20 protein-coding genes are annotated in these 25,944 nt (G+C 50.6%); 12 read left to right on the top strand and 8 right to left on the bottom strand.

Annotated elements, in window-relative coordinates; genetic code table 11:
• The first annotated feature begins 5 nt into the window (after positions 1–5).
• From HMPREF9412_RS18560 to HMPREF9412_RS18525, 8 genes are all read left to right on the top strand, one after another.
• Positions 6–1,019 (top strand): zinc-binding alcohol dehydrogenase family protein, encoded by a 1,014-nt coding sequence (locus HMPREF9412_RS18560; protein ID WP_036672702.1) that lies wholly within the window; start codon positions 6–8, stop codon positions 1,017–1,019.
• A gap of 315 nt (positions 1,020–1,334) precedes the next feature.
• Complete coding sequence (locus HMPREF9412_RS18555; protein ID WP_009593277.1) at positions 1,335–2,906, top strand: response regulator transcription factor; 1,572 nt, start codon at positions 1,335–1,337, stop codon at positions 2,904–2,906.
• Positions 2,903–4,708, top strand: a complete 1,806-nt coding sequence (locus tag HMPREF9412_RS18550; protein ID WP_009593250.1) for a cache domain-containing sensor histidine kinase — start codon at positions 2,903–2,905, stop codon at positions 4,706–4,708. The genes HMPREF9412_RS18555 and HMPREF9412_RS18550 overlap by 4 nt, the downstream gene beginning before the upstream one ends.
• A gap of 166 nt (positions 4,709–4,874) precedes the next feature.
• Positions 4,875–6,185, top strand: coding sequence for an ABC transporter substrate-binding protein (locus HMPREF9412_RS18545; RefSeq protein ID WP_009593226.1), 1,311 nt, complete (start codon positions 4,875–4,877; stop codon positions 6,183–6,185).
• A gap of 240 nt (positions 6,186–6,425) precedes the next feature.
• On the top strand, positions 6,426–7,241 hold the full coding sequence (locus HMPREF9412_RS18540) for a carbohydrate ABC transporter permease (protein ID WP_441007216.1): 816 nt from the start codon (positions 6,426–6,428) through the stop codon (positions 7,239–7,241).
• Positions 7,238–8,059 carry a carbohydrate ABC transporter permease gene (locus tag HMPREF9412_RS18535; RefSeq protein ID WP_009593191.1) on the top strand — a complete coding sequence of 274 codons (822 nt, stop codon included), beginning with the start codon at positions 7,238–7,240 and terminating at the stop codon, positions 8,057–8,059. The genes HMPREF9412_RS18540 and HMPREF9412_RS18535 overlap by 4 nt, the downstream gene beginning before the upstream one ends.
• Positions 8,060–8,078: 19 nt before the next feature.
• Complete coding sequence (locus HMPREF9412_RS18530) at positions 8,079–11,204, top strand: glycoside hydrolase family 2 TIM barrel-domain containing protein (RefSeq protein WP_009593255.1); 3,126 nt, start codon at positions 8,079–8,081, stop codon at positions 11,202–11,204.
• A 319-nt stretch (positions 11,205–11,523) separates the two neighbouring features.
• Positions 11,524–11,955, top strand: coding sequence for a J-domain-containing protein (locus HMPREF9412_RS18525; protein WP_009593225.1), 432 nt, complete (start codon positions 11,524–11,526; stop codon positions 11,953–11,955).
• Positions 11,956–12,102: 147 nt separating this feature from the next.
• Here HMPREF9412_RS18525 and HMPREF9412_RS33365 read toward each other — a convergent pair whose 3' ends face one another.
• The 7 genes from HMPREF9412_RS33365 to HMPREF9412_RS18495 all read right to left on the bottom strand — a co-directional run bounded on the left by HMPREF9412_RS33365 (position 12,103) and on the right by HMPREF9412_RS18495 (position 19,726).
• Entirely contained in the window at positions 12,103–12,318 is a 216-nt protein-coding gene (locus HMPREF9412_RS33365; protein WP_009593220.1) for a DUF3502 domain-containing protein, read from the bottom strand.
• Positions 12,269–13,624 carry an extracellular solute-binding protein gene (locus HMPREF9412_RS18520; protein WP_254664070.1) on the bottom strand — a complete coding sequence of 452 codons (1,356 nt, stop codon included), beginning with the start codon at positions 13,622–13,624 and terminating at the stop codon, positions 12,269–12,271. The genes HMPREF9412_RS33365 and HMPREF9412_RS18520 overlap by 50 nt, the downstream gene beginning before the upstream one ends.
• A 28-nt stretch (positions 13,625–13,652) precedes the next feature.
• A complete protein-coding gene (locus HMPREF9412_RS18515; protein ID WP_009593258.1) occupies positions 13,653–14,414 on the bottom strand; it encodes a response regulator transcription factor in 762 nt (253 codons plus the stop codon).
• Positions 14,389–16,152 (bottom strand): sensor histidine kinase, encoded by a 1,764-nt coding sequence (locus HMPREF9412_RS18510; RefSeq protein WP_009593193.1) that lies wholly within the window; start codon positions 16,150–16,152, stop codon positions 14,389–14,391. The genes HMPREF9412_RS18515 and HMPREF9412_RS18510 overlap by 26 nt, the downstream gene beginning before the upstream one ends.
• A 135-nt stretch (positions 16,153–16,287) precedes the next feature.
• Positions 16,288–17,784: an ABC transporter substrate-binding protein gene (locus HMPREF9412_RS18505; RefSeq protein ID WP_009593233.1), complete on the bottom strand. Its 1,497-nt coding sequence runs from the start codon at positions 17,782–17,784 to the stop codon at positions 16,288–16,290.
• Between the two features lie 88 nt (positions 17,785–17,872).
• A complete protein-coding gene (locus HMPREF9412_RS18500; RefSeq protein ID WP_009593207.1) occupies positions 17,873–18,802 on the bottom strand; it encodes a carbohydrate ABC transporter permease in 930 nt (309 codons plus the stop codon).
• 12 nt (positions 18,803–18,814) lie between these two features.
• A complete protein-coding gene (locus tag HMPREF9412_RS18495) occupies positions 18,815–19,726 on the bottom strand; it encodes an ABC transporter permease (protein ID WP_036672700.1) in 912 nt (303 codons plus the stop codon).
• Positions 19,727–20,035: 309 nt separating this feature from the next.
• On the opposite strand from HMPREF9412_RS18495, the gene HMPREF9412_RS18490 reads away from it, so the two are divergent.
• The 4 genes from HMPREF9412_RS18490 (at position 20,036) to HMPREF9412_RS18475 (ending at position 23,419) form a co-directional block, all read left to right on the top strand.
• Positions 20,036–20,635, top strand: a complete 600-nt coding sequence (locus HMPREF9412_RS18490; protein ID WP_009593187.1) for a short chain dehydrogenase — start codon at positions 20,036–20,038, stop codon at positions 20,633–20,635.
• Between the two features lie 214 nt (positions 20,636–20,849).
• On the top strand, positions 20,850–22,112 hold the full coding sequence (locus HMPREF9412_RS18485) for a M20 family metallopeptidase (protein ID WP_009593199.1): 1,263 nt from the start codon (positions 20,850–20,852) through the stop codon (positions 22,110–22,112).
• 30 nt (positions 22,113–22,142) lie between these two features.
• Entirely contained in the window at positions 22,143–22,940 is a 798-nt protein-coding gene (locus tag HMPREF9412_RS18480; RefSeq protein WP_009593281.1) for a DUF3100 domain-containing protein, read from the top strand.
• On the top strand, positions 22,937–23,419 hold the full coding sequence (locus tag HMPREF9412_RS18475) for a hypothetical protein (protein ID WP_009593297.1): 483 nt from the start codon (positions 22,937–22,939) through the stop codon (positions 23,417–23,419). The genes HMPREF9412_RS18480 and HMPREF9412_RS18475 overlap by 4 nt, the downstream gene beginning before the upstream one ends.
• A 147-nt stretch (positions 23,420–23,566) precedes the next feature.
• On the opposite strand, the gene HMPREF9412_RS18470 is transcribed toward HMPREF9412_RS18475, so the two are convergent.
• Positions 23,567–25,939 (bottom strand): ABC transporter permease, encoded by a 2,373-nt coding sequence (locus HMPREF9412_RS18470; RefSeq protein WP_009593280.1) that lies wholly within the window; start codon positions 25,937–25,939, stop codon positions 23,567–23,569.
• Between the last annotated feature and the right edge of the window lie 5 nt (positions 25,940–25,944).

The raw sequence follows: 25,944 nt of genomic DNA, 5'->3' as shown, positions 1-25,944 counted from the left end.
CTATGATGAAGGGTATCGTATGTCAAGAGATCGGGAAATTTCAATACCGGGAGGATTTGCCCGAGCCTCCATTGCTCGAAGGAGAAGCCATCGTCCGCATCAAGCGGATCGGGATTTGCGGTACGGATCTGCATGCCTTTCGCGGGAATCAGCCCTTTTTTACGTACCCGCGTATTCTCGGCCATGAGCTATCCGGCATCATTGAAAAAGTCGGAGCTAACGAAGAGGGATTGAAGCCCGGAGACACCGTCTGCGTCATTCCTTACATACACTGCGGGGAATGTATGCCTTGCCTTAGAGGCAAAACAAACTGCTGTAGATCGTTGAAGGTGATGGGTGTGCATATCGACGGCGGCATGCGCGAGCGCATCTCCGTTCCGACTCGTCATTTGATGCGGGCGGAAGGGCTGACCTTGGATCAGGCTGCTTTGGTAGAACCGCTTGCCATCGGCGCGCATGGCGTTAAACGGGCGAATGTGACCCCGAAGGATACGGTTTTAGTCATCGGAGCCGGTCCGATAGGACTGGGGATCATGGTTTTTGCCAAAGCGCTAGGGGCAACCGTTATTGCCATGGATATGAATGCCGATCGGTTGGCCTTCTGCAAAGCCTGGGCGAAGGTGGATCATGCCATCCAGGTTGGAGATGAATTGTCCGATCTTTCGGCGCTAACGGATGGAGAATTTCCTTCCATCGTTTTGGACGCAACGGGAAACCAACCCTCCATGACCAACGCTTTTAACATGGTTGGGCATGGGGGAACCTTGGTGTATGTCGGTTTGATTCAAGGGGACATTTCATTTCGGGATCCCGAATTCCATAAGCGGGAATTGACGCTGATGGGCAGCCGTAACGCGACCAGGGATGATTTCCATGATGTGATGCAGCGGATCTCGGAAGGCGGCATTGATGTAGATCCGTACATCACCCATCGATGCCGGTTCGACGAATTGATCCAAGAATTCCAGGGCTGGCTCCGTCCTTCCGCCAAGGTCATTAAGGCGATGGTGGAACTTTGAACCATTCTCTTGAATTGGTTGAACATGGTTCAGATGAAAGAGGATCATGGAAGGTCAAACGGCAGATGGAAATGGACAGCATATTTCTTAATTTTATTTTGCAGTGTATGATAACAGTATGTCTTAATTCCTTCCACGCGGATTCTCTTCCATTGACGGAAGAGGTTAAGCCATATCCAGGAAATCGTAAACGGTTACATTAGGAATCAAGGCGGGGATAGAAGGGATGTGCCCTGGTAATTCAGGGCTTTTTTTAAATTGTATTCATACCGTGTATGACTGCGGAAGGTTGCAAGCTGCAAGGGGGGAGCCGATATGAAACCCGTATTCAAGATCATGATCGTCGACGACGAAATGCTTGTCAGACAGGGGATTAAGCACCTTCTGGATTGGGAACAGGAGGGGTACCGAATCGTAGGCGAGGCTTCTAACGGTCTGGAAGCACTGAATTTGATGGATGAAGTGAGCCCTCATGTCATTCTTACCGACATCGTAATGCCCGTCATGGGAGGGGAGAAGCTGGTCAAGGTCGTTAAGGAGAAGTATCCCCACATTGAAATCATCGTTCTTAGCAGTTTCAGCGAGTTCGATTATGTTCGGTCTACTTTTCAGAGCGGCGTAGCGGATTATATCCTGAAGCCGAAGCTGGAAGCCGATTATCTGATGTCCATCCTCAATAAGGTTACGGCCAAAATGGTCGCCATGAAGCCGGACGCCGATCCACGTGCGGATCAAGGGGAAGCGCAGATCCTGCAAGCCATCGAGAAACTCATGACGGGGTATGAGTCTTCGCTGGATCCCTTGCTGGTGCATTCGAGGTTTCCTTTCGGACAGTATTTGTTTTTCGGTGCGGATCTGAAGCATGTGAAAGAATCCGGGGACAGATGGAGTTTCGGAAACGAATTGGAAAGCGAACTTCGAAAGATAGCGATGGCCGACATGGTGTTTATGCGGTTGAAGTTTGTCAACGATACGGCTCTTTTTTTGCTGAACGTGAATCCCGAGCGGAGGAACGAACTTGTCATTGAACTCCGGCAATTGATCCCCAAACTGGCTCATGATACGAGCGAGACGCATTTTGTTATCAGCCAGTGCTTCGCCGACTTTAATAGTCTCGGCGAGGTATACCATGACAATTATCTGAAACTCATGCGATACGGCTTCTTCCTTAAGGATCGGACGCTGATTGAATACGAACATTTGCCGGGCCTTCCGGATTCGCCTCTCGAATACGACATGGGCGAGCTCTTGGAACAGTTGAAACGCAAGCAGTACCGGAAGGCCTTCACCGGCTTTTTGGAATACGCCTGCCTGCGCTCAATGGATTATCGTACCGATATTTTCGAATTCAAATCGTCGTTGGGGAATTTCATATTTAACGTGGCGACCACGCTTGGAAAAATGAAGGTCGAGACCGGAAGCCTGGAGAATGCCAAATACGACTATTTCCGAAAAATAGACGAAGCCAGGTATGCCGGCGAAGCTATCGCCGTTGTCGAAGCATTCATCCGCGAAGCGGAACGTGCGATAGGCGAGACGAATACATCCGTTAATCCCAATATGGACCGGCTGCTTGAATATATTAAGGACCATTACGCCGACCCCATCACACTTACCGGAGTGGCCAGGCAGTTCCACTTTAATGCTTCTTATCTGTCGAGTTATTTTGCTTCGTATAATGGGGAGGGATTCAGCGAATACCTCAATAAAATCCGTTTGGAAAAAGCCATGGAGCTGCTTCTGACAACGGAACTTACGATTTCCGAAATCAGCGCCAGCGTAGGGTACTCCGATCAGAGTTACTTCACTAAGGTGTTCAAGAAGCAGACAGGCATCTCTCCGAGTCAGTTTCGGAGACAAGACGCGCGGGAGATACGGGAATCATGATCGGAAATGTCATAACCAAGCTGCGAAAACAGGGCTTATTCCTTAAGCTGTTTCTTGTGACCCTCATCAGCATCGTTACCGTTTCCCTCCTGACGCTGTCCATTACCATCAGCATGTCGGAGAAGTTATTTCTGCAGACATTCAGCATCACGAACGGCAAGCTGTTGAACCAGATGAAGTCAAACCTGGAGTCCTATAATAACGCCATAGCCACCGGTGCCACCATGATCGCCCAGAATGCGGCGATCCGTAGCTATTTATCGGGCGGAGAAACGGAGGCCGTGGCTCTGGCGATGAAAACGTACCGGATGACAGAGGGTATGAAGTCGATTCAGTCCAACTTTAGCGCCTATGACGTCGGCATCATGATCGTTGGAGCGAACGGCCGAAGTTATTCCACCGATCCTTGGTATTGGTCGGTCTCGGCCGAGGAACTGAAGGATCACCCGATTACCAAGACAACGAAGGCCCATCCTGCGCAAATCCTGTACCAGCTATATCGCGGCGATGATCCTAATAACGCACAGGAGCCCATGCTCGTCGCCTCCAAAGCTCTCTTTGACCAGTCTACCGGCAGAATTTACGGCACCTTGTACGTAGTCATTCGCGACCGTAATTTTAAGCCCTTTTATGCGAATTTTACAAGCGAAGGCAATGACGTCGTGCTGTTGAACAAGGAAGGGGTCATTGTTTCCAGCAACAGGACCGAATTGATCGGGATGTCGGATAAGGGACTGCTTCAGGAGGTCGTAACGGATCAAGACGAGGGAGAAGACGATCAGTCTGCCTATATAATGGGGAACGAACGAATTGTGTTCTCGGAATATTTGCCCGAATTCGAATTTTATTTAGTGAATATGATCGACAAGAAAGCCGTGACCGGACAGATGGTGAATGCCAAAGCCGTCACGTTGACAATCATGGCTATCGTTGCGATATCGCTTGTCATTGTTTTTCTGATCACCCGACGAATGACGCAGTCGCTCCGCGTACTCGTCGAACAGATGTCGAGCATTCCGACGAGCGGGTTCGATCATCATGTAGATGTTGCAAACAGCAGTTATGAAGTGAAGGAGCTGGGGAACGCCTTCAACTTTATGCTGGATGCGCTGCATGATTATGTAGACCGATTGATGGAAACCCAGAAGCAGCAGCGAAATGCGGAGCTGGCCGCGCTTCAAATGCAGATCAATCCGCATTTTTTGTATAACACGCTGGCTTCGGTCAAATTTCTGGTGCAGCAGGGCAACAAGGATAAAGCCGCAGGTACGATTAACGCGCTCATATCGCTTCTGCAAAATACGGTCAGCGATATTCATTCCACCATTCCTGTGCGGCAGGAACTCGAGACGCTCAAGCATTATGTGTATATTAATCATGTGCGGTACGGAGAGAAAATCCGCGTCCATTACTTCGTGGAGCCGGATAGCCTGGATTATCATATGCCCAAGCTCATTCTTCAGCCTTTTATTGAGAATGCATTCTTCCATGCATTCAACATCAAGGGAGAGGGAAGAATTTTGATCATGATTGCCGTTCAGGAAGACCAGCTTGTGTGTGAAGTCGTAGATGACGGGGACGGTATGAATCTTGAGCAGAACCCGCCCAAAGAAGACTCGTTGCCTGCACCGATGAGCAAACGCCAATTGTTCTCCGGCATTGGGATACGCAATGTGGATGATCGAATTAAATTGATGTACGGCGAGAAATACGGGGTCCACATTACAAGCAAACGCGGTGAAGGAACAAAAATCATCCTTACGCTTCCATTGACCAAAGCTAAAGATATTACAAGAATCTAAAGATAGTACCAGAGCCTGTATGAAAGCGAAAACAGGATCTAATAATAGCACCAAAGCTGACAAAGATAGTGCCAATGAAAACGAATACAAAGTGATAAGATGGATGCGCAACAGAGAAAACGCTTCCATCTTTTATTATTTTTTAGATTAAAAGGGGGTTTACGCATTGAAAAAATTAATGAGCTTACTGCTGGCTGGCGTTGTACTCTTGTCGGCATGTTCTTCGGGCGGTAAGGAAGGCGGAACAGACAGCAACGGCAATTCCGGCAATGAAGGCAGTACCGGGACAAAAGAGATTACGGTTTGGGCTTGGGACCCGGCATTTAACATTGCGGCCATGAATGTTGCCAAGGAAGCCTACGCTCAAGTGAATCCGGATGTCACGATTAATGTGGTAGAGAATGCACAGGCCGATATCGTCCAAAAGCTGAACACAGGGCTCAATTCCGGTTCCACGAAAGGGCTGCCTAACATCGTGCTCATTGAGGATTACCGTGCACAGAGCTTCTTGCAAGCGTATCCGGATTCCTTCTACGAATTGACGGACGTCGTGAAAGTGGACGATTTCGCGGATTACAAGATTGGCCCGACCAGCGTCGACGGCAAGCAGTACGGCGTTCCGTTTGACTCCGGCGTGACGGGAATGTACGTACGAACGGATTATCTCGAGCAGGCAGGCTACAGTCTGGACGACCTGCAGGACATCGACTGGAAGCAGTACATCGAGATTGGCAAAGCCGTCAAAGAGAAAACCGGCAAAAGCATGATTACGCTGGATCCTAATGATCTGGGACTTATCCGCATGATGATCCAATCCGCGGGGGCGTGGTATACGGCGGAAGACGGCCATACGCCGACAATAGCTGACAATGCACCATTGAAGGAAGCCTTTGAATTGTACAAAGAAATGATGGATTCCGGCATCGTGAAGGTGAACTCGGACTGGAGCCAATTCGTTGGAGCATTCAACAGCGGTGAAGTGGCTACCGTACCGACCGGCAACTGGATCACGCCTTCGATCAAAGCCGAAGCTTCCCAATCCGGTAAATGGGCGGTAGCCCCGCTGCCTAAGCTTGCGGCAACAGAAGGCTCTGTCCATGCATCCAACCTGGGCGGCAGCTCCTGGTATGTGATGAACGTAGAAGGCAAAGAAGCAGCTGCGGAGTTCCTCGCGAAGACGTTTGCTTCCGATGCTGAGCTGTATCAGACATTGAATACAAAAGTCGGGGTGATCGGCACCCTGAAAGCGGCCGCAAGCGGAGAAGCTTACGCGGCAGCGGATGAGTATTTCCAAGGGCAGAAGGTCGTTTCGGACTTTGCCGCTTGGACCGAACAAATTCCTAACGTGAACTACGGCATGAACACGTACGCCATCGAGGACATTATGGTCGTTGCCATGCAGGCATATCTCGGCGGTAAAGACGTGGAAACCGTTCTGAAAGATGCGCAGGCGCAAGCCGATACGCAAATCCGTTAAACACACTTAGGCAGTACGATCTATGCCCTTGCTCCTTCTTCTCCTGTAAAGTGGACATCTGCTGAAGGAAGGGGAGCAAGGGCTTTATGTTCTCTATCCGTAAGAATTGTGACCAACAGAAGGGTGTGGAGTGGTGTGAATGCAGAAAAAGCCAGGCTAAGCCCGCAAATTCACAAGGGCCTTAACAGTCAAAGGCGGATACGTTTGACAGGCTGGTTCTTCGTCCTTGTGCCGGTCGTCATGATTGGTATTTTTTATTTCTATCCGATGGTTCAAGCGTTAATCCTATCCTTCAAATCGGGCAGGGGCAGCAATCTTCAGTTTGTCGGAATAGACAACTATATTCGCCTGTTCAGCGATACCACCTTCCTTACGGCCGTCAAGAATACGTTTATTTACTTACTTGTTCAGGTCCCGGTTATGCTGGTGCTGGCGCTCTTTATCGCTGTGCTGCTCAATGACGATCGATTGAAATTCAAAGGTTTTTTCAGAACGGCTATTTTCCTGCCGACGGTAACGTCGCTTGTAGCGTACTCCGTCGTTTTTAAGTACATGTTCGGAGCTGACGGCATCGTCAATAAATTTCTGGTGAATCTTCATCTCATCCGGGAACCGATTCAATGGATTACCGACCCGTTCTGGGCCAAAGTCACGATTATCATCGCGATCACCTGGCGTTTTACAGGCTATAATATGATTTTCTATTTATCGTCACTGCAAAATATCGATAAATCCGTATATGAAGCTGCACGCATCGATGGTGCGAATGCCTTCACGCAATTTTTCAAAATTACGATTCCGCTCTTGAAACCAATCATCTTGTTTACGACGATCACATCGACCATTGGAACGCTCCAGTTGTTTGACGAGGTGGTCAACATCACCAAAGGCGGCCCCGGAAACGCAACCATGTCGATATCGCAATATATTTACAATCTTTCCTTTGAGTACACGCCTGACTTTGGGTACGCAGCTACCGTTTCTTATTCGATCGTACTCATGGTGGTCATATTGACGATGATCCAGAACAAAGTTGGAGGTGACAAGAGATCATGAGAACGAAACGCGTGTTTACTTACCTGTTTTTAATTATCGCTGCCCTGATCTCCATCTTTCCGTTTATCTGGATGGTTGTCAGTGCCACCAATCCGTCCGTGGACGTAACGAAAGGGACGCTGCTGCCGGGCTCGCACCTGGTCAAGAATATCAACAATCTGTTCAGCTCCGTGGACATGTGGCAAGCTCTGTGGAATTCCGCAAAAATCTCGGTGGTGACTACCGTCCTTTCCCTGCTGGTTGCATCAGCCGCTGGTTACGGATTTGAGATGTACCGCAGCCGCGGCAAAGATATCGTATTTAATATCCTACTGGCCTCGATGATGATTCCGTTCGCGGCGATCATGGTGCCTTTATTTCAGATGTTTGCCAAAGTATCGGGGGTTGTACCCTTTCTAGGGATTGATACGGCGGGGGCTGTCATCCTGCCGACATTCACGACGGCCTTCCTTATCTTCTTCTTCCGTCAAAGCACAAAAATGTTCCCGAAGGATATGATGGAGGCCGGTCGCATCGATGGACTGTCGGAGTTGGGCCTATTCTTCCGCATCTATATGCCGACGATGAAATCGACCTATGCCGCCGCAGCGATTATTACCTTCCTGAACAGCTGGAACAACTATTTGTGGCCGTTGATCGTGCTGCAATCGCCGGAGAATATGACCGTGCCCCTGCTGATATCGAATCTGGGATCAGGTTATGCTCCCGACTACGGTTTGATCATGTCTGCGATTGTCATTACGACGCTGCCGACGGCACTGGTGTTCTTCATGATGCAGAAGCAATTTGTTGCCGGAATGACAGGTTCAGTGAAATAAAGTAAATGGAGGGAAACAGATGAAACAGCAGGTTGAACGGGGAGTCGCGCCAAGCCTTGCATGGTTGTCCGACCCCGGCATATTCGCGGTAGGCAGGATGCCTGCGCACTCCGATCACCGATACTACGCAACGATACGGGAAGCCGAATGGCTTGGAGAGATGCCTTGGCGCCGCAGTCTGAATGGAAGCTGGAAGTTTAGTTATGCGCATAACGCCAAGGAACGCCAAGCGGATTTTTATAAAATGGACGTTTCCTGCAGAGGCTGGGATGATATTGAGGTTCCCGGACATATCCAGCTTCAGGGTTACGGGCAGCCGCAATATGTGAACACGATGTACCCATGGGACGGTGTGGAGTTTCTTAGACCCCCGATGATCTCAGAGTACCACAATCCCGTGGGCAGCTATGTGAAGTATTTCGACGTTCCTGCCGGCTGGCAGCAGCGTCCGTTGTACATTTCTTTTCAGGGAGTTGAATCGGCTTTCTATGTATGGCTGAACGGGGAGTTTGTCGGTTACGGCGAAGACAGCTTTACGCCGAGCGAATTCGACCTCACGCCGTACTTGGCGGAAGGCGAGAATAAGCTGGCTGTCGAGGTCTATCAACGCAGCACCGGAAGCTGGCTGGAGGATCAGGACTTTTGGCGCTTTTCCGGTATTTTTCGCGACGTGTATCTGTACACGGTACCTGACGTTCATGTGCAGGATCTGCATGTTCAAACCGATTTGGATGAAACGTATGAACTTGGAACGCTGAAGGCTGCCATGCAGCTTAAGGGCAGGCCTGCTTCGAAAATAGTCCTTGAGCTTAAGGATGCAGCAGGAAATCCTGTGGTCCGGGGGGAGACCGGAGCTTCCGGGGGAACGGCGTCGATTGAGTTAGCTGCAGGAAAGGTCGAGCGGTGGAGCGCGGAGGAACCTAATTTATATACACTGTACGTATCCGTCTATGACGCATCGGGAGACCTCGTGGAGGTCGTGCCGCAAAAGATAGGTTTCCGCAAATTCGAGATGCTCGACAAGGTGATGCACTTAAACGGCAAGCGCATTGTATTCAAAGGCGTCAACCGGCATGAATTCAATTCCCATCGCGGACGCTGCATTACGAAAGAGGATATGCTGTGGGATATCAAGACACTGAAGCAGGCGAATATCAACGCCGTTCGGACGTCGCATTATCCGAATCAGACGCTGTGGTACGAGTTGTGTGACGAGTACGGCGTGTACGTCATCGACGAGATGAATCTGGAGACGCATGGATCGTGGCAGAAAATGGGGGCCGTTGAGCCATCCTGGAACATACCGGGCAGCAGGCCGGAATGGCGGGATATCGTTCTGGACCGTGCGATTTCCATGATCGAGAGGGACAAGAACCACCCATCGATATTGATCTGGTCTTGCGGCAACGAGTCTTATGCGGGTGAAGTCATTCGAAACGTTGCGAATGTTTTCCGGGAGAAGGATCCTACCCGGCTCGTGCATTACGAAGGAGTATTCCATAACCGGGAATATGACGATGCGAGCGATATGGAGAGCCGCATGTATGCAAAACCGGCGGATATTGAACAGTATCTGCAAAACGATCCCACCAAGCCCTATATCAGCTGCGAGTATATGCATGCCATGGGTAATTCCGTCGGCGGATTGCATAAATACACGGAGCTGGAGCGGAAGTATTCGATGTATCAAGGCGGCTTCATCTGGGATTTCATGGATCAGGTTATCGTGAAACATGATCGTTACGGCAAACCTTTTATGGCCTATGGAGGGGATTTTGACGATCGCTCAACCGATTACAACTTCTCCGGCAACGGCATCGTATATGCAAATCGGACATGGTCCCCCAAAATGCAGGAAGTGAAATTCCTGTATCAGAACATCAAGCTGACACCGGATCGTTATGGCGTCACGATCCGAAACGAGAACTTGTTCGTGGGTTTGGATGCTTATCATGTTACATACTCTCTGTATCATGAAGGCAGGGAAATCTATAGCGGAGCTGTATGCACCCAGGTTGGTCCAGGCGAAGAGAGATACGTAAAGCTGGAACTGCCTGAGGCCGGGTATCCAGCCGGTGAGTATGCGCTGGACGTTTCACTCGTGACCAAGAAGGCTTCGTTATGGGCGGAAGCCGGGTATGAAATTGCTTTTGGACAATTAGTTTTCCAAGTGAAGGACACGTTGGCTGTTGACGATACTGACAATGCGTCAGCGTCGGAGGCAGAACGCCTGCAATCAGGTTCAGAGGTTTACCATGATAAACCAGCGAATGATTTCCGTGTAGTCGAAGGGGACGTAAATATCGGCGTTCACGGACGCGATTTCTCCGTTTTGTTCTCGAAGCAGGCAGGGACCCTCATATCCGTCAAGTATGCGGGACGGGAGATGATCTCTTCGCCGCCGGCGCCGCTCTTCTGGAGAGCGATGACGGATAACGATAAAGGGGCCGGGCTGCCGTTCGACTCCGCGCTTTGGTATGCAGCAAGCCTGACTCGAAGAACGGAAAGCTGCGAGCTAATGGAGTACTCAGACCGCGCAACCGTGACCTACGTGTATATACTGAGCGTATCCGAAGGAATACGGGTGCGTGTATCCTACACGGTGTTTACCGATGGCAGCATTCATGTAAAGTCGGGGTATCAAGGAGAGCCGGGGCTGCCGAAGCTGCCGATCTTTGCTCTTACCTTCAAAGTGCCGGCGGACTACGACAACCTGGATTGGTATGCAAACGGGCCGGAAGAGAACTATATCGATCGTGCGTTCGGAGCTAGATTGTGTCGCTTCCGAAGTCGTGCGGCGGATCATGTTTCAGCCTATTTGGTACCGCAGGAATCGGGCAATCGTACAGGCGTGCGGGAGGTATCCATAACGAGCGATCAAGGTCATGGCCTTACGATAAAAGCCTCGGCGGCAGCACCGGTTGAAGCGAATATATCGCCCTATACCGCATTCGAGCTGGAGAATGCGACGCATCATTATGAGCTGCCGAATGTTCACCATACCGTTGTTACCATTGCCGGACGGCAAATGGGGGTTGGGGGTGACGACAGCTGGGGGGCTCCGGTTCATGACGAATATCAACTCGATCCTTCGACGGACATGTCTTTTGAATTTACCATTTGCAAAAGCCTATTCATGAAATAGCAGAATGCCAAACAACGCTCGGCCCACCAATATGGTTGGGCCGAGCGTTGTTTTATACTTTCGCGTTTACAGGATGATCAGCATAATCATAGTATGAATCCGCCATATTCAGCGTCCCGCATCATCGAATTTGATACCGAAACCAACTGTTAAAACCATGTGATGTATGTTATATTTTGGATAATTTCGGTTGACGTTCGATGAAGAAGGACTTTGCGCTGCATATTAAGCAGGACGAGAACGGGAAGTACAAATTCATTGACATGTCATTTGAGAAACGGATTTATTTCCCTGATATGTAAAAACGGAGGTGTCCGATATGGATTTGAACAATGACGCTAAAGAAATGGCTCCTGCTGCTGAAGAAAATCAGCAAAAAGAAAAAGAACGACGCCCGATGTCGACCAGCAGCGGGCTCCTGGAATCGGCCATCGACAAGTTTGCCAGAGAAGGCGGCTTTGACGACTTGCCGTTGAAGGGAAAGCCGATCAAGATCGAGGACGGCGATGTGCTAGCCAGTATCATGAAGAACGCGAATTACCAGCCGGTCTGGGTGGAGCTGAGAAAAGAAATCGCCGCCGACATCAAGCGTCTTCTTGACCTTCAGGACCCGAATGCGATTCCCGAGGCCGAGGTAGAGGCCATCAACCAGAAAATTATGAAGTATAACCGCATCGTTCCGAATCCGCAGCTGCAAAAAGGACTCCTGTCCGGGACCAACTTGCACGCAGCCTACGATAAGTGGGAATAGAGAATATCTTGAATGTGCTCCCCGTTACCGTCCGGGTGAACAAGCGAAAGAGACTCTGAAGCTATCCGCTTTAGGGTCTCTTTTGAATAGGGTCCATTTCTCGATTTGGGCCAAGCTCGAACCAATCAGGGAAGCGGGGGCCAGTACTTACTTCCTGCCGATGCGCCAAGCATCCAATTGCTTCTGCACCTCTTGGATCACGTCATTCATGCCTGCTAGCTTCAGCTCCTCGTTAAACTTGGGGAGGATCGTATCGACATCCACGGAGCCCGTCATGAGGCTTGGGTAATATTTATGCCAGACCATCTCGATGTTATCGGTTTGAGCGGTCAGCGCGGATAGATCCGGCGTAAATCCAAGCACGGTGGAATTGACGACTCCGGCGTTGTATTGACGGAATTGCTCCCAATTTGTCGAGCGGGTCCGGATTATCGCCGCCCATGGTTTTCAGGATAAACCAATTCCCCTGCGTGTACTGCACGCCTGAATAGCTGCTTGCAGGCGCATCCGGGATCGGTTCGCCATGGCTGTCTTTGTCTGTTTTCGGAACGACCTGCCCCTGTTCGTCCAATGTGTAGTGGATGCCCTCGATCCCATAATTGAATAAATTCCGTATCTCCGGGTCCGTATTAAGCAAATTCAGAAACTTAATGCATTCTACGGGATGCTTGGTATTGGCATTAACGGTCATGATGCCTCCCCGGACGGATTCCGTAGTAACGGTGCTGGGGGTTACGGGATTCGCTACCACCTTATAACCGCGATCCTTGCTCCAAGTCGTCTCCGAGAGCGGCCCCCCGCCGGAGGACTTCCAGAACACCTTGGCGCCTCGTTTGAGCCCTCCCGGCTCGCGTAGCGCCGCATCCTTGTTGATGAAGCCTTGCTTATAATAACGCCGCAGCGTATCGAGAACCTGCCGGGCTTCCTTGGTTTCGAAGATATTCACCACCGGTGCGTCCTGGTCGAGCGATCTGATCATCAAGGGCACTTTATGGTTCATGATGTATTCGTATCCGTAGAGAGCGAAGAAATTATGGGAATCCCGATCCAACTCCATAGGAATGTAATCCGGCTCTTTCTGCTGAATCATCCGGAGGAGCGGCTCAAGCGATTCCAGCGTATTGTACTTCGTGATGTCGATATGGTGTTTGTCCACGATCGAGGCAGGGTACATCCACTGATCGCGTACGGCTAACTCCTTATTGGTAGGGACGCCGTAAATGCTGCCGTCGTTCATGCGGACCCCCTGCCAAAAGGTGGGATCGATGGCCTCGTACATATCCTTGCCCAGGCCGGCCAGGTGGTCATCAAGCCTCAACCAGGCTCCGCGCATCGCGGTGGTTGCATAGTCGGGCGCAAAAGCAATGTCGAACGGGCTTCCGGCGGATATCAGCGTGTTCAGCCGATCTTCATACTCCTGCCAGCTTACCTTGATATAGGTGATCGTCACGCCGATCTTGCGAGCCATGATTTCATTGATTTTATCATTGACGAGGCGAAGATCCTTGTCGGGCTCACCGATCGTATAATAGATCAGGTTGACCGTGTCGCCGACATGCGGTTCGTCGTCAAAATCAGGCTGTCCGAAGCAGCCGATTGTATAGAATGTGAACAGCAGCAGCAGGCTGATCATCATTATAGACCGTAAGCTTCTAGCGTATTTAACCATCGATGTCCTCCTTTCCGCCACGTATGCGTTACCCTTTTCCCCGCAGTTCAGAAGGAGATTTCCCGAAAAAGCTGTGAAAGTGCGTATAAAAATAATTGAGATTGTTGTAACCCACGGAAAACGCGATATAGGAAATTTTCTCATCCGTCGATTGAATACTCTCCTGTGCCAAAAGCATGCGGTAAGCCATCAGGTATTCGGAAAACTTCATCGCGGTTTCTTTGAGAAACAATTGTCCGAGGTAGGTGCTGTTCATCTGGAAACGCTCCGCCACGGATTTCAAGGTGATGTTCTGAGCATACTCCGTCCTGATCATCAGCAGAATCCGGTTCACCAGCTTGGATAAGCTGTCATAGCCAACGCCAAGCACCGGATCCTGGTTCAAGCTTTCGCCGTTTCGGTCACCTATCGAACCGCCCAGATCCTCGACGATGATCTTCTCGATCACTTGCTGCAGCTTGGTACGTTCAACCGGCTTCAGCAGATAGTCTTTGACGCCGCACCGAATGGCTTCCTGGGCATACTTGAATTCGCTGTAGCCGCTCATGATGATGTATTTCGTAGGGATTTGAAATTCGTTGAGTCTCTGGATCGCTTCATATCCAAGCTCCTTGCCGATGCAGACATCGAAAATGGCGACGTCCGGCAGCAGGTCCACCACCTTGGACATCGCTTCCCCCGTGGATTCACAGGTTTCGATCCGTCCAAATCCGTATTGCTTCCAATCCAGGATTCGCTTCATTCCCTCCAAAATCTGAGGTTCGTCATCCACAATCATCAGTTTGTACATGTTCAATCACCTCTTTTGAAATCCGCACGGAAATCTTGACTCCAGCTTCCTCATTATTCTCAATCTCGATCGAAAGGCCGTTTCCATAAAAGAAATGAAGGCGCGTATATACGTTGCGCAGTCCGATACTATGGGAAGAAGTCTCATCATGGTTGGACAGCGTGCTGCGAACGATATCCAAACGCTCCGGCGGAATCCCGCTTCCGTTGTCCACGAATTCCAGCACATAAGCATCATTCGCTTCAAATCCGTTGACGACATACAGATTAAACTCATGATTCGCGTTAAAGCCATGAATGAAAAAATTCTCGGCCAGGGGCTGCATCCAGAATTTCACGGTAGGGATCGAGTGCAGCACCGGCTCAACATTGATTTGATAATAAAAACGCTCGGGATACTTGAACTCCATAATCTCCAAGTACTTCTGAAGCAATTCCAGCTCGCTAGCAATCGATATGATATTTTCCTTTTTGACGATTTCACGATAGAGCGTGCCTAACGTAGCAATGGCGTCGGCGGTGTCTCGGTCCTGATTTACTAGCGCCGTGGAGCGGATAACCTCCAGCGTATTGTATAAAAAATGAGGGTTGATTTGATGTTGAAGCGCTTTCATTTCGGTTTCCTGCTGCTTGATTTTGAGCAGATATTCATTGCGGATGTGCTTGTCCAGCTGCTGAATCATATCGTCCAATTCCCGGGCGATCATGCCGTATTCGTTGCGACGGTACCGGGCGGGGCGGTTCGGCGTAAAATTGGCCATTTTCACCCGTCCGATCGATTGAATGATGCGGCGGAGGAAGAGGGCATCATCCCGCATATTATATGCGATGAGAAGAAGCACGCTGACCATGGCCGTCAATACGATCAGAAAGATGGCGACCAGCATCCCGGCATGCTGACGAATCAGCATGGATAAATCAATGATGCTAATAAATTTGAAATTAAACTTGGTGGACGGAAAGGAAACGAATAAGATATGCTTCCGTACACCCCTCGATATAAAACCATGACTGCGGCCGTCTGCCTCGGCCAGTCGGGACAGCTCCTCCAAGTCCTGGTCCTGCCCATTGCCGATGAGGTAGGTTTCGCCGGTAGCACTGACCGCGGCGGCATTGCCAAACCGGAAATTTCGAATGGATTTAAAGATTTGATCGCTGCTGACCAAAAAGCGCATTTCCCCGAACTCCTGAGCGCCCGGCGTCGGATTTGACAGTTTCTTGCGATAGACGAAGCCCTTCATGATCGTATCGCGGAACGCCTCGTCCGTATTCGGCAGCCCGAAGGTAAAGCTTGTTATCCCGTGCTCATTAAAACGTACGACATTGCCGTAATGGCCGGTATGCAGGCTAATCTGCGTGATTTCGCCCTGCGCCCAGCTGTACAGATAGGTCTTCACATCCTCGGGAAACGAAACCAGCGGCTGGGAGAAATGGCTGTTCTGCAGCCTGCTGGTTAAATAGCCTTCCGCGCTGCTGCTTAGAAAGCTGCGAGCATCGTCCATCAGTCCGGGATTGGAGTAGATGCGCTGCATGTAAGCCTCGATTCGGTCAGCATCATACTGCAGCTCATTCTCCACGCGCGCAAAGGCATTAGCCGCCTCGATGCGGGCATTGCCCACCCATTGATTCAGCAGCATGGCACTGGTCAGCGTACCAAGCGTCAGACCGATGACCACGACGAAGATGACATAGGCAATAAACTTGTGGCGATAGATTTTGATTTGTAAAAATGAGCCCATACGACACCTCAATTGCAGCAGGTCGCTTTAAATATGCGCAGCTTAATCTCAATGTAACACGATTCACGCCAAGCTTCATAGATAGGATGGAAAAAGCATCCCTTAAAAGTGTCCTAATAAGGGATGCGCAGGAATTTACTTGAAGTAACTATTGATCTGCTCTTGGGCCGCTTGCATGATCGTGTCCATGCCGGCCGACTTTAATTCAGCGGTGACTTTCGGTATCACTTTCTCCGGATCGGATGCTCCTGTAATGATTTCATATTTGTATTTATCCCACACGGCCTGGCAGTTCGCCACTTCGGTCTGAAGATCGGTGATGTCCAGCGCAAAGCCGAGGACGGTAGAGGAGCTCGCTGCATCGTTCAGCTTTTTAACCTGCTCCCATTGATCTTCAGGAGCGCCTTTCGTAACAGCCAGATTAAAGAACGTGCCTTGCGTGTAAGCCGCAAGCGGCCAAGTATCGGATGTACGCTCAATCACTTTTTCGCCATCGACGTTGTTGTAATCCACGCCCAACTCGCCGAATGCCAGCATATTGCGAAGTTTAGGATCCGTATTCACCAATTCAAGGTATTTCAAGGCTTCCTTCTTATACTTGGAATTCGCCGAAATCGCGTTCAGCGAGCCTTGAATCGTACTGGTGGTATAGATCGGCCCGTAATGCTGGACCATATCGTACTTCTCGATGGCGTCATTGATCTGCCAGCTGATCTCGGCTCCCGGGAATGCCTGGGCTGCAAAGAACGGTCTGCCTTTGTCGTTCTCCGTCTTCGTCGGCGCATCCGGGTTGATGATGCCATCCTGGTACCATTGATGCAGCAGCTTCAGATTAGCCACAACATCAGGCTGCTCCAGCACGGAGACAACCGTGCGCGATGCGTCGTCCGCTTTGACGCCGATCGGAGGGAAGCCCAGGGTTAAATCGTCATAGTCGTTAAAGAAGCCGTTCAAGCCTTCGCCTTGCGTCATTGGCAGCGGATAGAAGCTTTTGCCTTCGCCGGCCTTCATGTCATGAAGCGGTTTATCCAGGTCCTGCAATGTTTTGATATTGTTGATGTCGATATTGTACTTTTGCACGTACTTATCATCGAATACCCAGTACTGCGTCAGCGCGGAATCCTTGTAAGTCGGAACGGAATAATATTTGCCGCCGATCTTTGTGCCTTCCCATACCTTCTCGGGAATCAGTTTGTATAAGTCCGGCGTTTCGCTCTGAACCAAATCCGTAATATCGGCAAACGCGCCCATAGCTACTTGCTTGCTGTATTTACCGCTGTTCGTGAACATGATGTCGAATGGCTCGCCGGTATTCACGATGGTATTCATTTTGGTGTCCCATTCACCCCAGCTGGCTACCTTGATGTCGACCTTCACGCCAATCTTCTCGGCCGTGTAGGCATTCATGGCATCCACCGCTTTGCTGAAATTGTTAGGCACTTGGCCGCCGATGGTCCACCAGGTCAACGTCGGTACATCCTTGCTTGCCGTTTCGGTGTCATTGGATGTGTCCGGCGTGGTTTGGGATCCGTCTGTCGCAGGTGCAGGCTTCGAGCCGCCGCAGGCTGCCAAAGCAGTCAACATAAGCGTCAGCACGCACAGCGTAGAGATGAACTTTAATGCTCTTTTCATTTCATTTCCCCCTTTTTGAAGTTGAATTACCTAAGTGTGTACAGCGGATATTTATCATAAACCAAGCTTGTCTTGGTTTATTTCGTCATTAGCCCTTCACGGCGCCGACCGTCAATCCGGAAATAAAATATTTCTGGAAAAAAGGGTAGGCGAATGCTACAGGCAGCACGATGAGAATGGCGACCGCCATGCGGGCGGATTCCTTCGGCATCGTAGCGACGAGCATGGCGTAGCTTACGCCCATACTCGCTGCATTCTTCGCGAGTGCGTCCACATTGCTCATTAGGCTGTTGAGCAGCGCTTGCAGGGAATACAGGTTCTGGTTGTCGATATACAGCATCGATTGGAACCAGTCGTTCCAGTAAGCAAAGCAGAGAAACAGTCCGATGGTGGCGATGACCGGCAGCGAGATCGGCATGATGATGGAGAAGAAGATTCGCAGCTGGCTCGCGCCGTCGATTTCGGCCGATTCGATCAGCCCGTCGGGAATCGTGCTTTTGAAAAAGGTTTTACATATGATGACGTTGAACGATGAAACGGCGAGCGGGAGAATCAGCGCCCAGATGCTATCTTTCAGTCCCAGCAAATTCGTGTTGATGAAGTAACTGGATACCAAGCCGCCGTTGAATACCATCGGAATGAATACTACCCAGGTCAGAAATCCCCTCAGCTTATAGTTGGGGCGAGAGAGAACGTAACCCATGGAGGCGGTCAGCAGCACCCCGAGCACGGTACCGACCACGGTAACGAGGGCGGATACGCCGAGGGCCCGCAGAATCATCGTTCCCTGCTTGATGATGTATACGTAAGCCTCGGCCGACATGGCGACCGGCAGCAGATGATATCCGGTCTCGCGGATGGACTCCTCGCTGGAGAAGGAGATGGACAGGACTACGATTACAGGTATGACGCAGAGCAGCGCCAACAGAATGAAGATCAGGTTGAACAAAAGGTTGACGGCTTTGTTTGTACGGTTAAACTTCTCAAGGCCTGTCTGATAAGTAGATTTCGATGTCATCTTCTTGCCTCCTTACATCATCGCGCTATCGGGATCGATTCGGCGAACGATCCAGTTAGCGGCCAGAATCGTAGCGCATCCCAGAACAGACTGTACGAATGCGGCTGCGGATGCCATGCCTACGGTAGCCGTTTTCAGTTGTTTATACACCATGACATCGATCGTGGTCGCCACGTTGAACAGCGAATTGGAGTCTCGCGTGACCTGATAGAACAAACCGAAATCGGTGTAAAATATGCGCCCTACCGCCAGTATGAACATCATGACGATCACCAGCTTGAGCATGGGCAGCGTAATGAATCTTGTCTGCTGCCAAATGGACGCGCCATCGATGACGGCTGCTTCATAATAGGTGCTGTCTATGCTCGTGATGGTCGCCAGATAGATGACCATGCCATAGCCCAGGCCCTTCCAGACATTCAAGAGAATCAGAAAAAACGGCCAATACTTCGGCTCCATATACCAGTTAATGGGATCGCTGCCCATCGAGACGAGCATTTGATTGACGATCCCTTTATCAAAGCTCAGGAATGCCCAGCCTACGGCGGATACGACGACCCACGACAGGAAATAGGGGAGGAACATCATCGTCTGATAGACTTTGCTGGCTTTGCGGCTGTGGAGGAGGCCGATCATGATCGCGAATAGGACGGGCAGAACGATCCCCAGCACAATAAACACAATGTTGTATCCTATCGTGTTTCGAATAATGATCCAGGCGTCATTCGACTTGAATAGAAATTCGAAGTTTTTGAACCCGATCCAAGGGCTGTTGAACACATTGCTCAAGAACCCGCCGCTAATCTTGAAATTTTTGAAGGCGATAATGATCCCGAACATCGGTAAGAAACTAAACAGGATGTACCAGATCGTGGTTGGCAGCGCCAAGAGGGTCAATTCCGTATCCTGCTTGTGCCAGCGCATTCGTAAGCGCTTTTCGTTTTTTGGGTTCGGCTTGAGAGCTCATGTCTGTCACTCCTTACGGTGTAATCTCGCTTGTCGTACACTTGTTGATTTCATTGTATAAGAGGAGGAAACGCTGCTTCCAGATAACAAACTTGATACTATAGTCAACAAACGTTAGGTTCGAAAGACTTGTTAGGACGGACATTTACAGAACATGGTTTTTTATTATAATATTTCAAGGCCTTTCTCTAGGAGATCTTTCGATGTCTGCAAGCAAAACCGTGGGTATAATATAATTGAAATCTCACAGGAATAAGGAGGCTGCACATGAAGGTAGTAATCATTGGCGCAAGCGGCACGATCGGACGAGCAGTCGCTAAAGAATTAGAAAAAAATCACGAAATCGTACATGCCGGGCGAAACGGCTTCGATGCCCAAGTGGATATTACTTCCGTCAACAGCATTAAAAACATGTATAAAAAAATCGGAAAAGTGGATGCGGTCATCAGCGCAACAGGCGGTGCGCATTTTGGTCCTATTGCAGAATTGACGCCGGAGCTAAATGAGATGGGCATTGAAAGCAAACTTAAGGGCCAAATTAATCTAGTCCTTCTAGGACTGGATTATATGAATGACGGAGGAAGCTTTACCTTAACAACCGGAATTATGATGGATGATCCCATTCCTCAGGGCGCATCGGCAGCCATGGCAAATGGCGGTGTCAAGGCATTCGTTAAATCCGCAGCCATTGAAATGCCGAGGGGAATTCGCATAAACAGCGTAAGCCCTAATGTTTTAGTGGAGTCCCTAGATAAATACGGCGAGTTTTTCCCGGGCTTTGAAGCCGTGCCAGCCGCACGTGTAGCGCTAGCGTATAAAAAGAGTGTGGAAGGGGCTCAAACCGGGCAAAACTATGAAGTTTATTAATGAAAAAAGTGCACAAAGTTATAAAAGAGAATCCGGGCTTAATCCGGATTCTTTTTTCTTTCGTCCATCTGCAGCTATCAAACAAAGGGAAAACGAGAGCGTTATATGTAAATATAATCACTTCTATAGGAAAATAATATAACGTGATTTTTATTGACACAATTAAGAAAACTAAACTAACATTAGGATTATTTTCATCAAGAGGGAGGCAGCTATGAGTTTTAAAGAACAGTACGAAGAAATTGCAGGTGTAGGACAGACCATATTCGATAACCCTGAGCTTGGCTACAAGGAATTTAAAACCAATCAAACGGTAGTGGATTTTCTGAAAAAGGTTAATCCGGATATCGAGCTGCAATCATTCAGCACAACCGGCCTTCGGACAACGCTTGGCGGCGGCAAGCCGCTGAACATCGCTTTTATCGCGGAGCTTGATGCGGTATATGCTCCAACCCATTGGCGATCGGACGAGGCAACGGGTGCGGCACACAATTGCGGTCATTATACGCAGGTGGCGATTGCCCTGGCTTTATACAAACATTATTTCGAGTCCAAGGCGTACGACGCTTTGGATTATAGTCTAACGTTTATTTTCATTCCCGCCGAGGAGTATTTGGATCTCGCTTACAGGGACGAGCTGCTCGGAAGCGGCAAGATCTCCTATTACGGAGGAAAACCCGAAGCGATGAAACTCGGCGTGTTCGACGATATCGACATCGGGCTGTGCGTACACGCCATGGGAGGAGAGTTTGCCGAGCGCACGATCGAAATCAACTGCGACCTGGCCGGATTCTTATATAAGCATTACACGTTTACCGGAAAAGCAACCCACGCCGGTTTCGATCCTTTCTCCGCCAAAAATGCCTACAGCATGTCGACCCTGTTCAATGTGGCGTTAGGCCTCAGCAGGCAGCAAATGAAGGACAGCGAGAAGGTCCGCATGAACCCGATCGTCCTGGAGTCCGACATGTCGACCAACGTCATTCCCAACCGGATTACGGTTGGCAGCGATCTGCGCACCCAGTCGGTGGACTACATGAAGGAAGCGGCCTCCAAGATGGACGATGCGGCCAGGGGCAGCGCGCTGGCCCTTCAAGGCGAGGTCGAGATTAAGACGCAGATGGGATATTTGCCGTTCGTTCAGGACCGGTATTTGTCCGAGTTCGTGCTGGAGGCGTTCCAGGATAACGAGGAGATCGCGCGTATTTGGAACAACAACGCCATCAGCGCTGCAGGAGACATTGGGGATTTAGCCTTCATGATGCCCTGCATTCAAATCGGCTACAGCGGCTTTACGGGAACGATCCACGGCGACGATTTCAAGGATATCGATCCGGAATTTATTTATGAAGTGTTCCCGAGATTTTTAACGCAGGTGCTGGAGCGCATGAGCGGACGTATCGACCGCTCGAAGCTGTACCGCCGCACATTCGCCGAATACGAGCAGCTCCTTGCGTCGATCGTTGGCTCCCATTAAGAAAGAAAAAAGAAAAGAGGACATCATGGCATGAAGTTAAAACTACAGTATCTCTATTTGCTTGCATTCGTGCTCATTGTTATAGCGGTTGCCGAATTTATCGGCATTCAGTCCATCAAGGTCGGCTCCGTGAAAATAAGCCTGCTTCCACTCGTATTCGCCATTTTGATCACGATGGTGCTCGGCTTGTCGATATTCCGTAAAGGCTTGATGAAGAAAATTTACAGCAAGGAAAACGTCGGTTTCTCCAGCAAGTATCTGATCTTTATTATGCTGCCGCTTATGGCGAGATACGGAGCCGACGTTGCTCCTAGATTAGAAGAAATCTTAAAAGTAGGCTGGGTATTCATCATTCAGGAAATCGGCAACCTGGGGACGATTGTGCTCGGACTTCCCATCGCCATCCTGCTCGGCCTGAGAAGGGAAGCCATCGGCGCTACGCTTGGCCTTGGAAGGGAAGGGGAACTCGCTTACATCTCCGAGAAGTATACGCTCGACTCCGACGAAGGCCGCGGGGTACTGTCCCTCTATATTATCGGTACCCTATTCGGCACGCTGTTCTTCAGCATTCTGGCGCCGGTCATGGTTGCCGCCGGCTTCTCGATCGAAGCGCTGGCGATGTCCTCCGGGGTCGGTTCCGCCAGCATGATGACAGGCTCTTCTTCCGCGTTAATCGCGCATTCTCCTGAAATGACGGAGACCATTAACGGATACGCTGCTGCGAGCCAGCTGCTTACCAGCTTTCTCGGAACGTATACGATGGTATTTCTCGCGGTCCCGCTGCAGCGGTTTATGTACAAATTAATGGTCAGAGGTGAAAAGAAATGAGCACCGGTTTGAATAAATACGCAAAATATGCCCTCGTCCTGCTGCTTAGCGTCGGTCTTATTTTATTTACGGAGCAAATGAAGTTCATCAAAAACGGCGAAGGCCATATAACGATAGGGACGATAGCCGGCTTATCCGTGCTTTGGCTTTTTTCCTTCATCGGCGTTCTAATCTCGACGCTCATGAAAAAGGTTCCGCTGAAATTCCTGCAGGAATTCCCGGTTCTCGGCTGGGTATCGATCGTTTCGCTGATCTGCTGCCTGATTTCGGATGTGTTTGTGGACGCCATTGCCAACGTCAACTTTTTGTCCATCACCACTCCGATTTTGGCGTTCGCCGGCATTTCCGTAGCCGACAGGCTGGTTGATCTTCGCAAAACCTCCTGGCGCGTCGCGATCGTTGCGGTGTTCGTGTTCACGGGCACGTACGTGGGAAGTGCGCTGCTGTCAGAGCTCGGCCTTTATTTGTCCGGTAAGTAAAATATGGAACAAAGCCAAGAAGGTAAAAAAGATGACCTCCGAAAAACGGAGGTCATCTTTTTCTCGTTCAACAGCGAAACCGATAGCTTTCGCCTCGTTTGGTAAATGGCTCATTAGTCTGCCGCAGCCGTTTCTCGTTGACTTTCCTCAAGAATCCGTCACCAGCACTCGCAAGGAGGTGCGGTCAAGGGCCCGCGAAGCCAACCAGCAGCCGCTGACGGCAATGGCAAGAGCGATCAGCGTCAGGACAATCGCCAGCGGCCACTCCATGACCAGCGGCACCTTGACGATGCCGTAGGCAGACAGCAAGCCGCGCAGTACGGCTGGCAGCGCGTAGACTCCGCATACCATGCCAACCAGCGTACCGAGGGCAGCCACTCCGGCAATGCCGCTTGTCAACGCGCGGCGGATGTCTGATGCCGTCAGGCCGAGCGAAGCGTAAATGCCGTAGGTTTTCGTTTCCTTGCGAATATGCAGGCGGCACGTACTATAGACGATCAGGCAAGTGACGGTGAGGAACAGAAGGGCCAGCAAACTCATCGGAATGAGCAGCACGGCAGTGGCCTCCTTGAATACGGAATCCAGGAGCACTTCCTGCTTGAGGGCCTGGATCACCGGACCATAGCGTTGATTCAGCTGTCGCACGAACTCATCGCTATCCGCTTGGTTCCGAAGTTGAACAAACCCGGCGTCCGGATGGATCTGTCCGACAAGATCCGATGTGATCCGAGCGATATTCGACAGGTTGGAAATGGACTGAAACGTGCCGGTGATCAGCAGCTGATGCGGTTTTCCTTCGATGTAGATCGTGACGGCATCGCCAATATCTTTATTCAATTTGCGTGCAATGTTGACTCCGATCGTAATTTCGTTAGGCAGCACGGGGTTCCGGCCTGTCAGCGAGGCCAATCCCATCTCGTCCATGCTGCCTTCCACCACGGTCAGCGGGAGGCTGAACGTCGGTTGAGTGCCATCTGCTTGCGCAACAACTCCAATAGCCGAGCCGGACCAATTCAGGCTGAGGACCCGGGGATCCTTCTCGATATAAGATTGCAATTCTGTACGATCCATTCCGTCAGCGTTGATCACCATGATGGCGATATCCGCATCGTCGTAGCCCCACTGGGCGGAGGTTTCGCTGATGCGATAGACGCTCGTTACCAGTAGGGTGCCAAAGACGAGCACCGCCGCGGTAATGCTCATCAACAGAAAGACCAGCGCCGCCCCTTTTTTGTTGCCGGTCACATGCTTCCATCCGATGACGGCGGGTACGGACCATCGGTCCAGCAGCCTTGTGCCGGTTCCATGTCGATGTGCATGGGTATGCGAAGACTCCGACATGCCATAGCGGATCGCCTGAATCGGCTCGATATGGCGCGTTTTGGCTGCATAGAGGACGACGCACAAGAGGATGATGATCAGCATGCCGATGCCGGTCCAGATTGCGACTCCCAGCGCCTGCACGGAAACTGGTGCCGCCTCGGATTTAAGGAAGGATAAGGAATTCTGAATGATGACATCCGACAGCAGACGGCTGCCGATCAGGGCAGGGATCAAGGCGATAACCGTCAACAAGCCGTACTGCAGCATATAGGTGACGATGATGCGTTCGGAGGTCATGCCGATGGATTTGAGAATGCCGATCGTGCGGTAATTGGCCAGGATCGTGTCCGTGATCGTAAAGCCGATCGTAAGCAAGGCGACAGCAATCATGACCAGTCCGAGGAAACTCATGACGAAGCCGATCACTTTGTTCATGATAAAGTAAAAGGCGGACAGCTCGGCAAACGAAACGCGTTCTTCCAAAAACGGCGATCCGAGCGCCTGCTCAAAGCGCTGCCAGTACTCCCCGCTTTGTTCGGGATGCGCATAGCGAAGCGACACCAGGTACTGCTCTGGCGTGGACAAGCCGCCCATGGTCGAAAGGTAGTCCGCTTCGTTCATCCAGATGCGTGCAGTGGTGGTGAAGGGGCCGCCATGTGACAGGTCAATAACGATAGCGCCGATCGTGAATTGTACCGGGGCAGCCCCGGCCGTGAACACCAGTTCATCGCCGACTTCCATGTCGTATTTGTAGGCGAGCGAGGTGGGTACCCAGACGGTTCCGGCTTCCGGAACGGTCAGTTGAGCCGGTCCGGCGCCGGGGAGCGGATTATTGACCCCATGCGGCATCGGAGGCGTACCGATCATATACAGATAAAGATTGGGCAGTTCTTGCCCGTTATAGACCAAGCCGGTCCAAGGCTTGTAAGGAATAAGGCTGGAGGCGGTCACGCCCTCCTGGGTTGACCACCAATCGGCAACCATGCGTTCATCATGCAGCCCGCGGGTCATATTTATGATTTCATGGGCGCCTTGAGCAGCCGTATGGCGCTCTTCGAATACATTTTCCGTATTCATCAAGACCGTGAAAGCGGTGCTGACTAATAGAGCAGATAGCGCAATGAGCAGTGCGATCAGCGCGTTTTGCAATTTTCGTTTGCGAATGTTCCCCCAGCACAGCGTCAATATGGCACGCATCTTGG

The organism is Paenibacillus sp. HGF5, assembly GCF_000204455.1.
Classification (GTDB): Bacteria; Bacillota; Bacilli; order Paenibacillales; family Paenibacillaceae; genus Paenibacillus_AQ; species Paenibacillus_AQ lautus_A.
The sequence above is the reverse complement of the archived record's forward strand: the minus strand, read 5'-3'. Positions and strand labels throughout refer to the sequence as shown.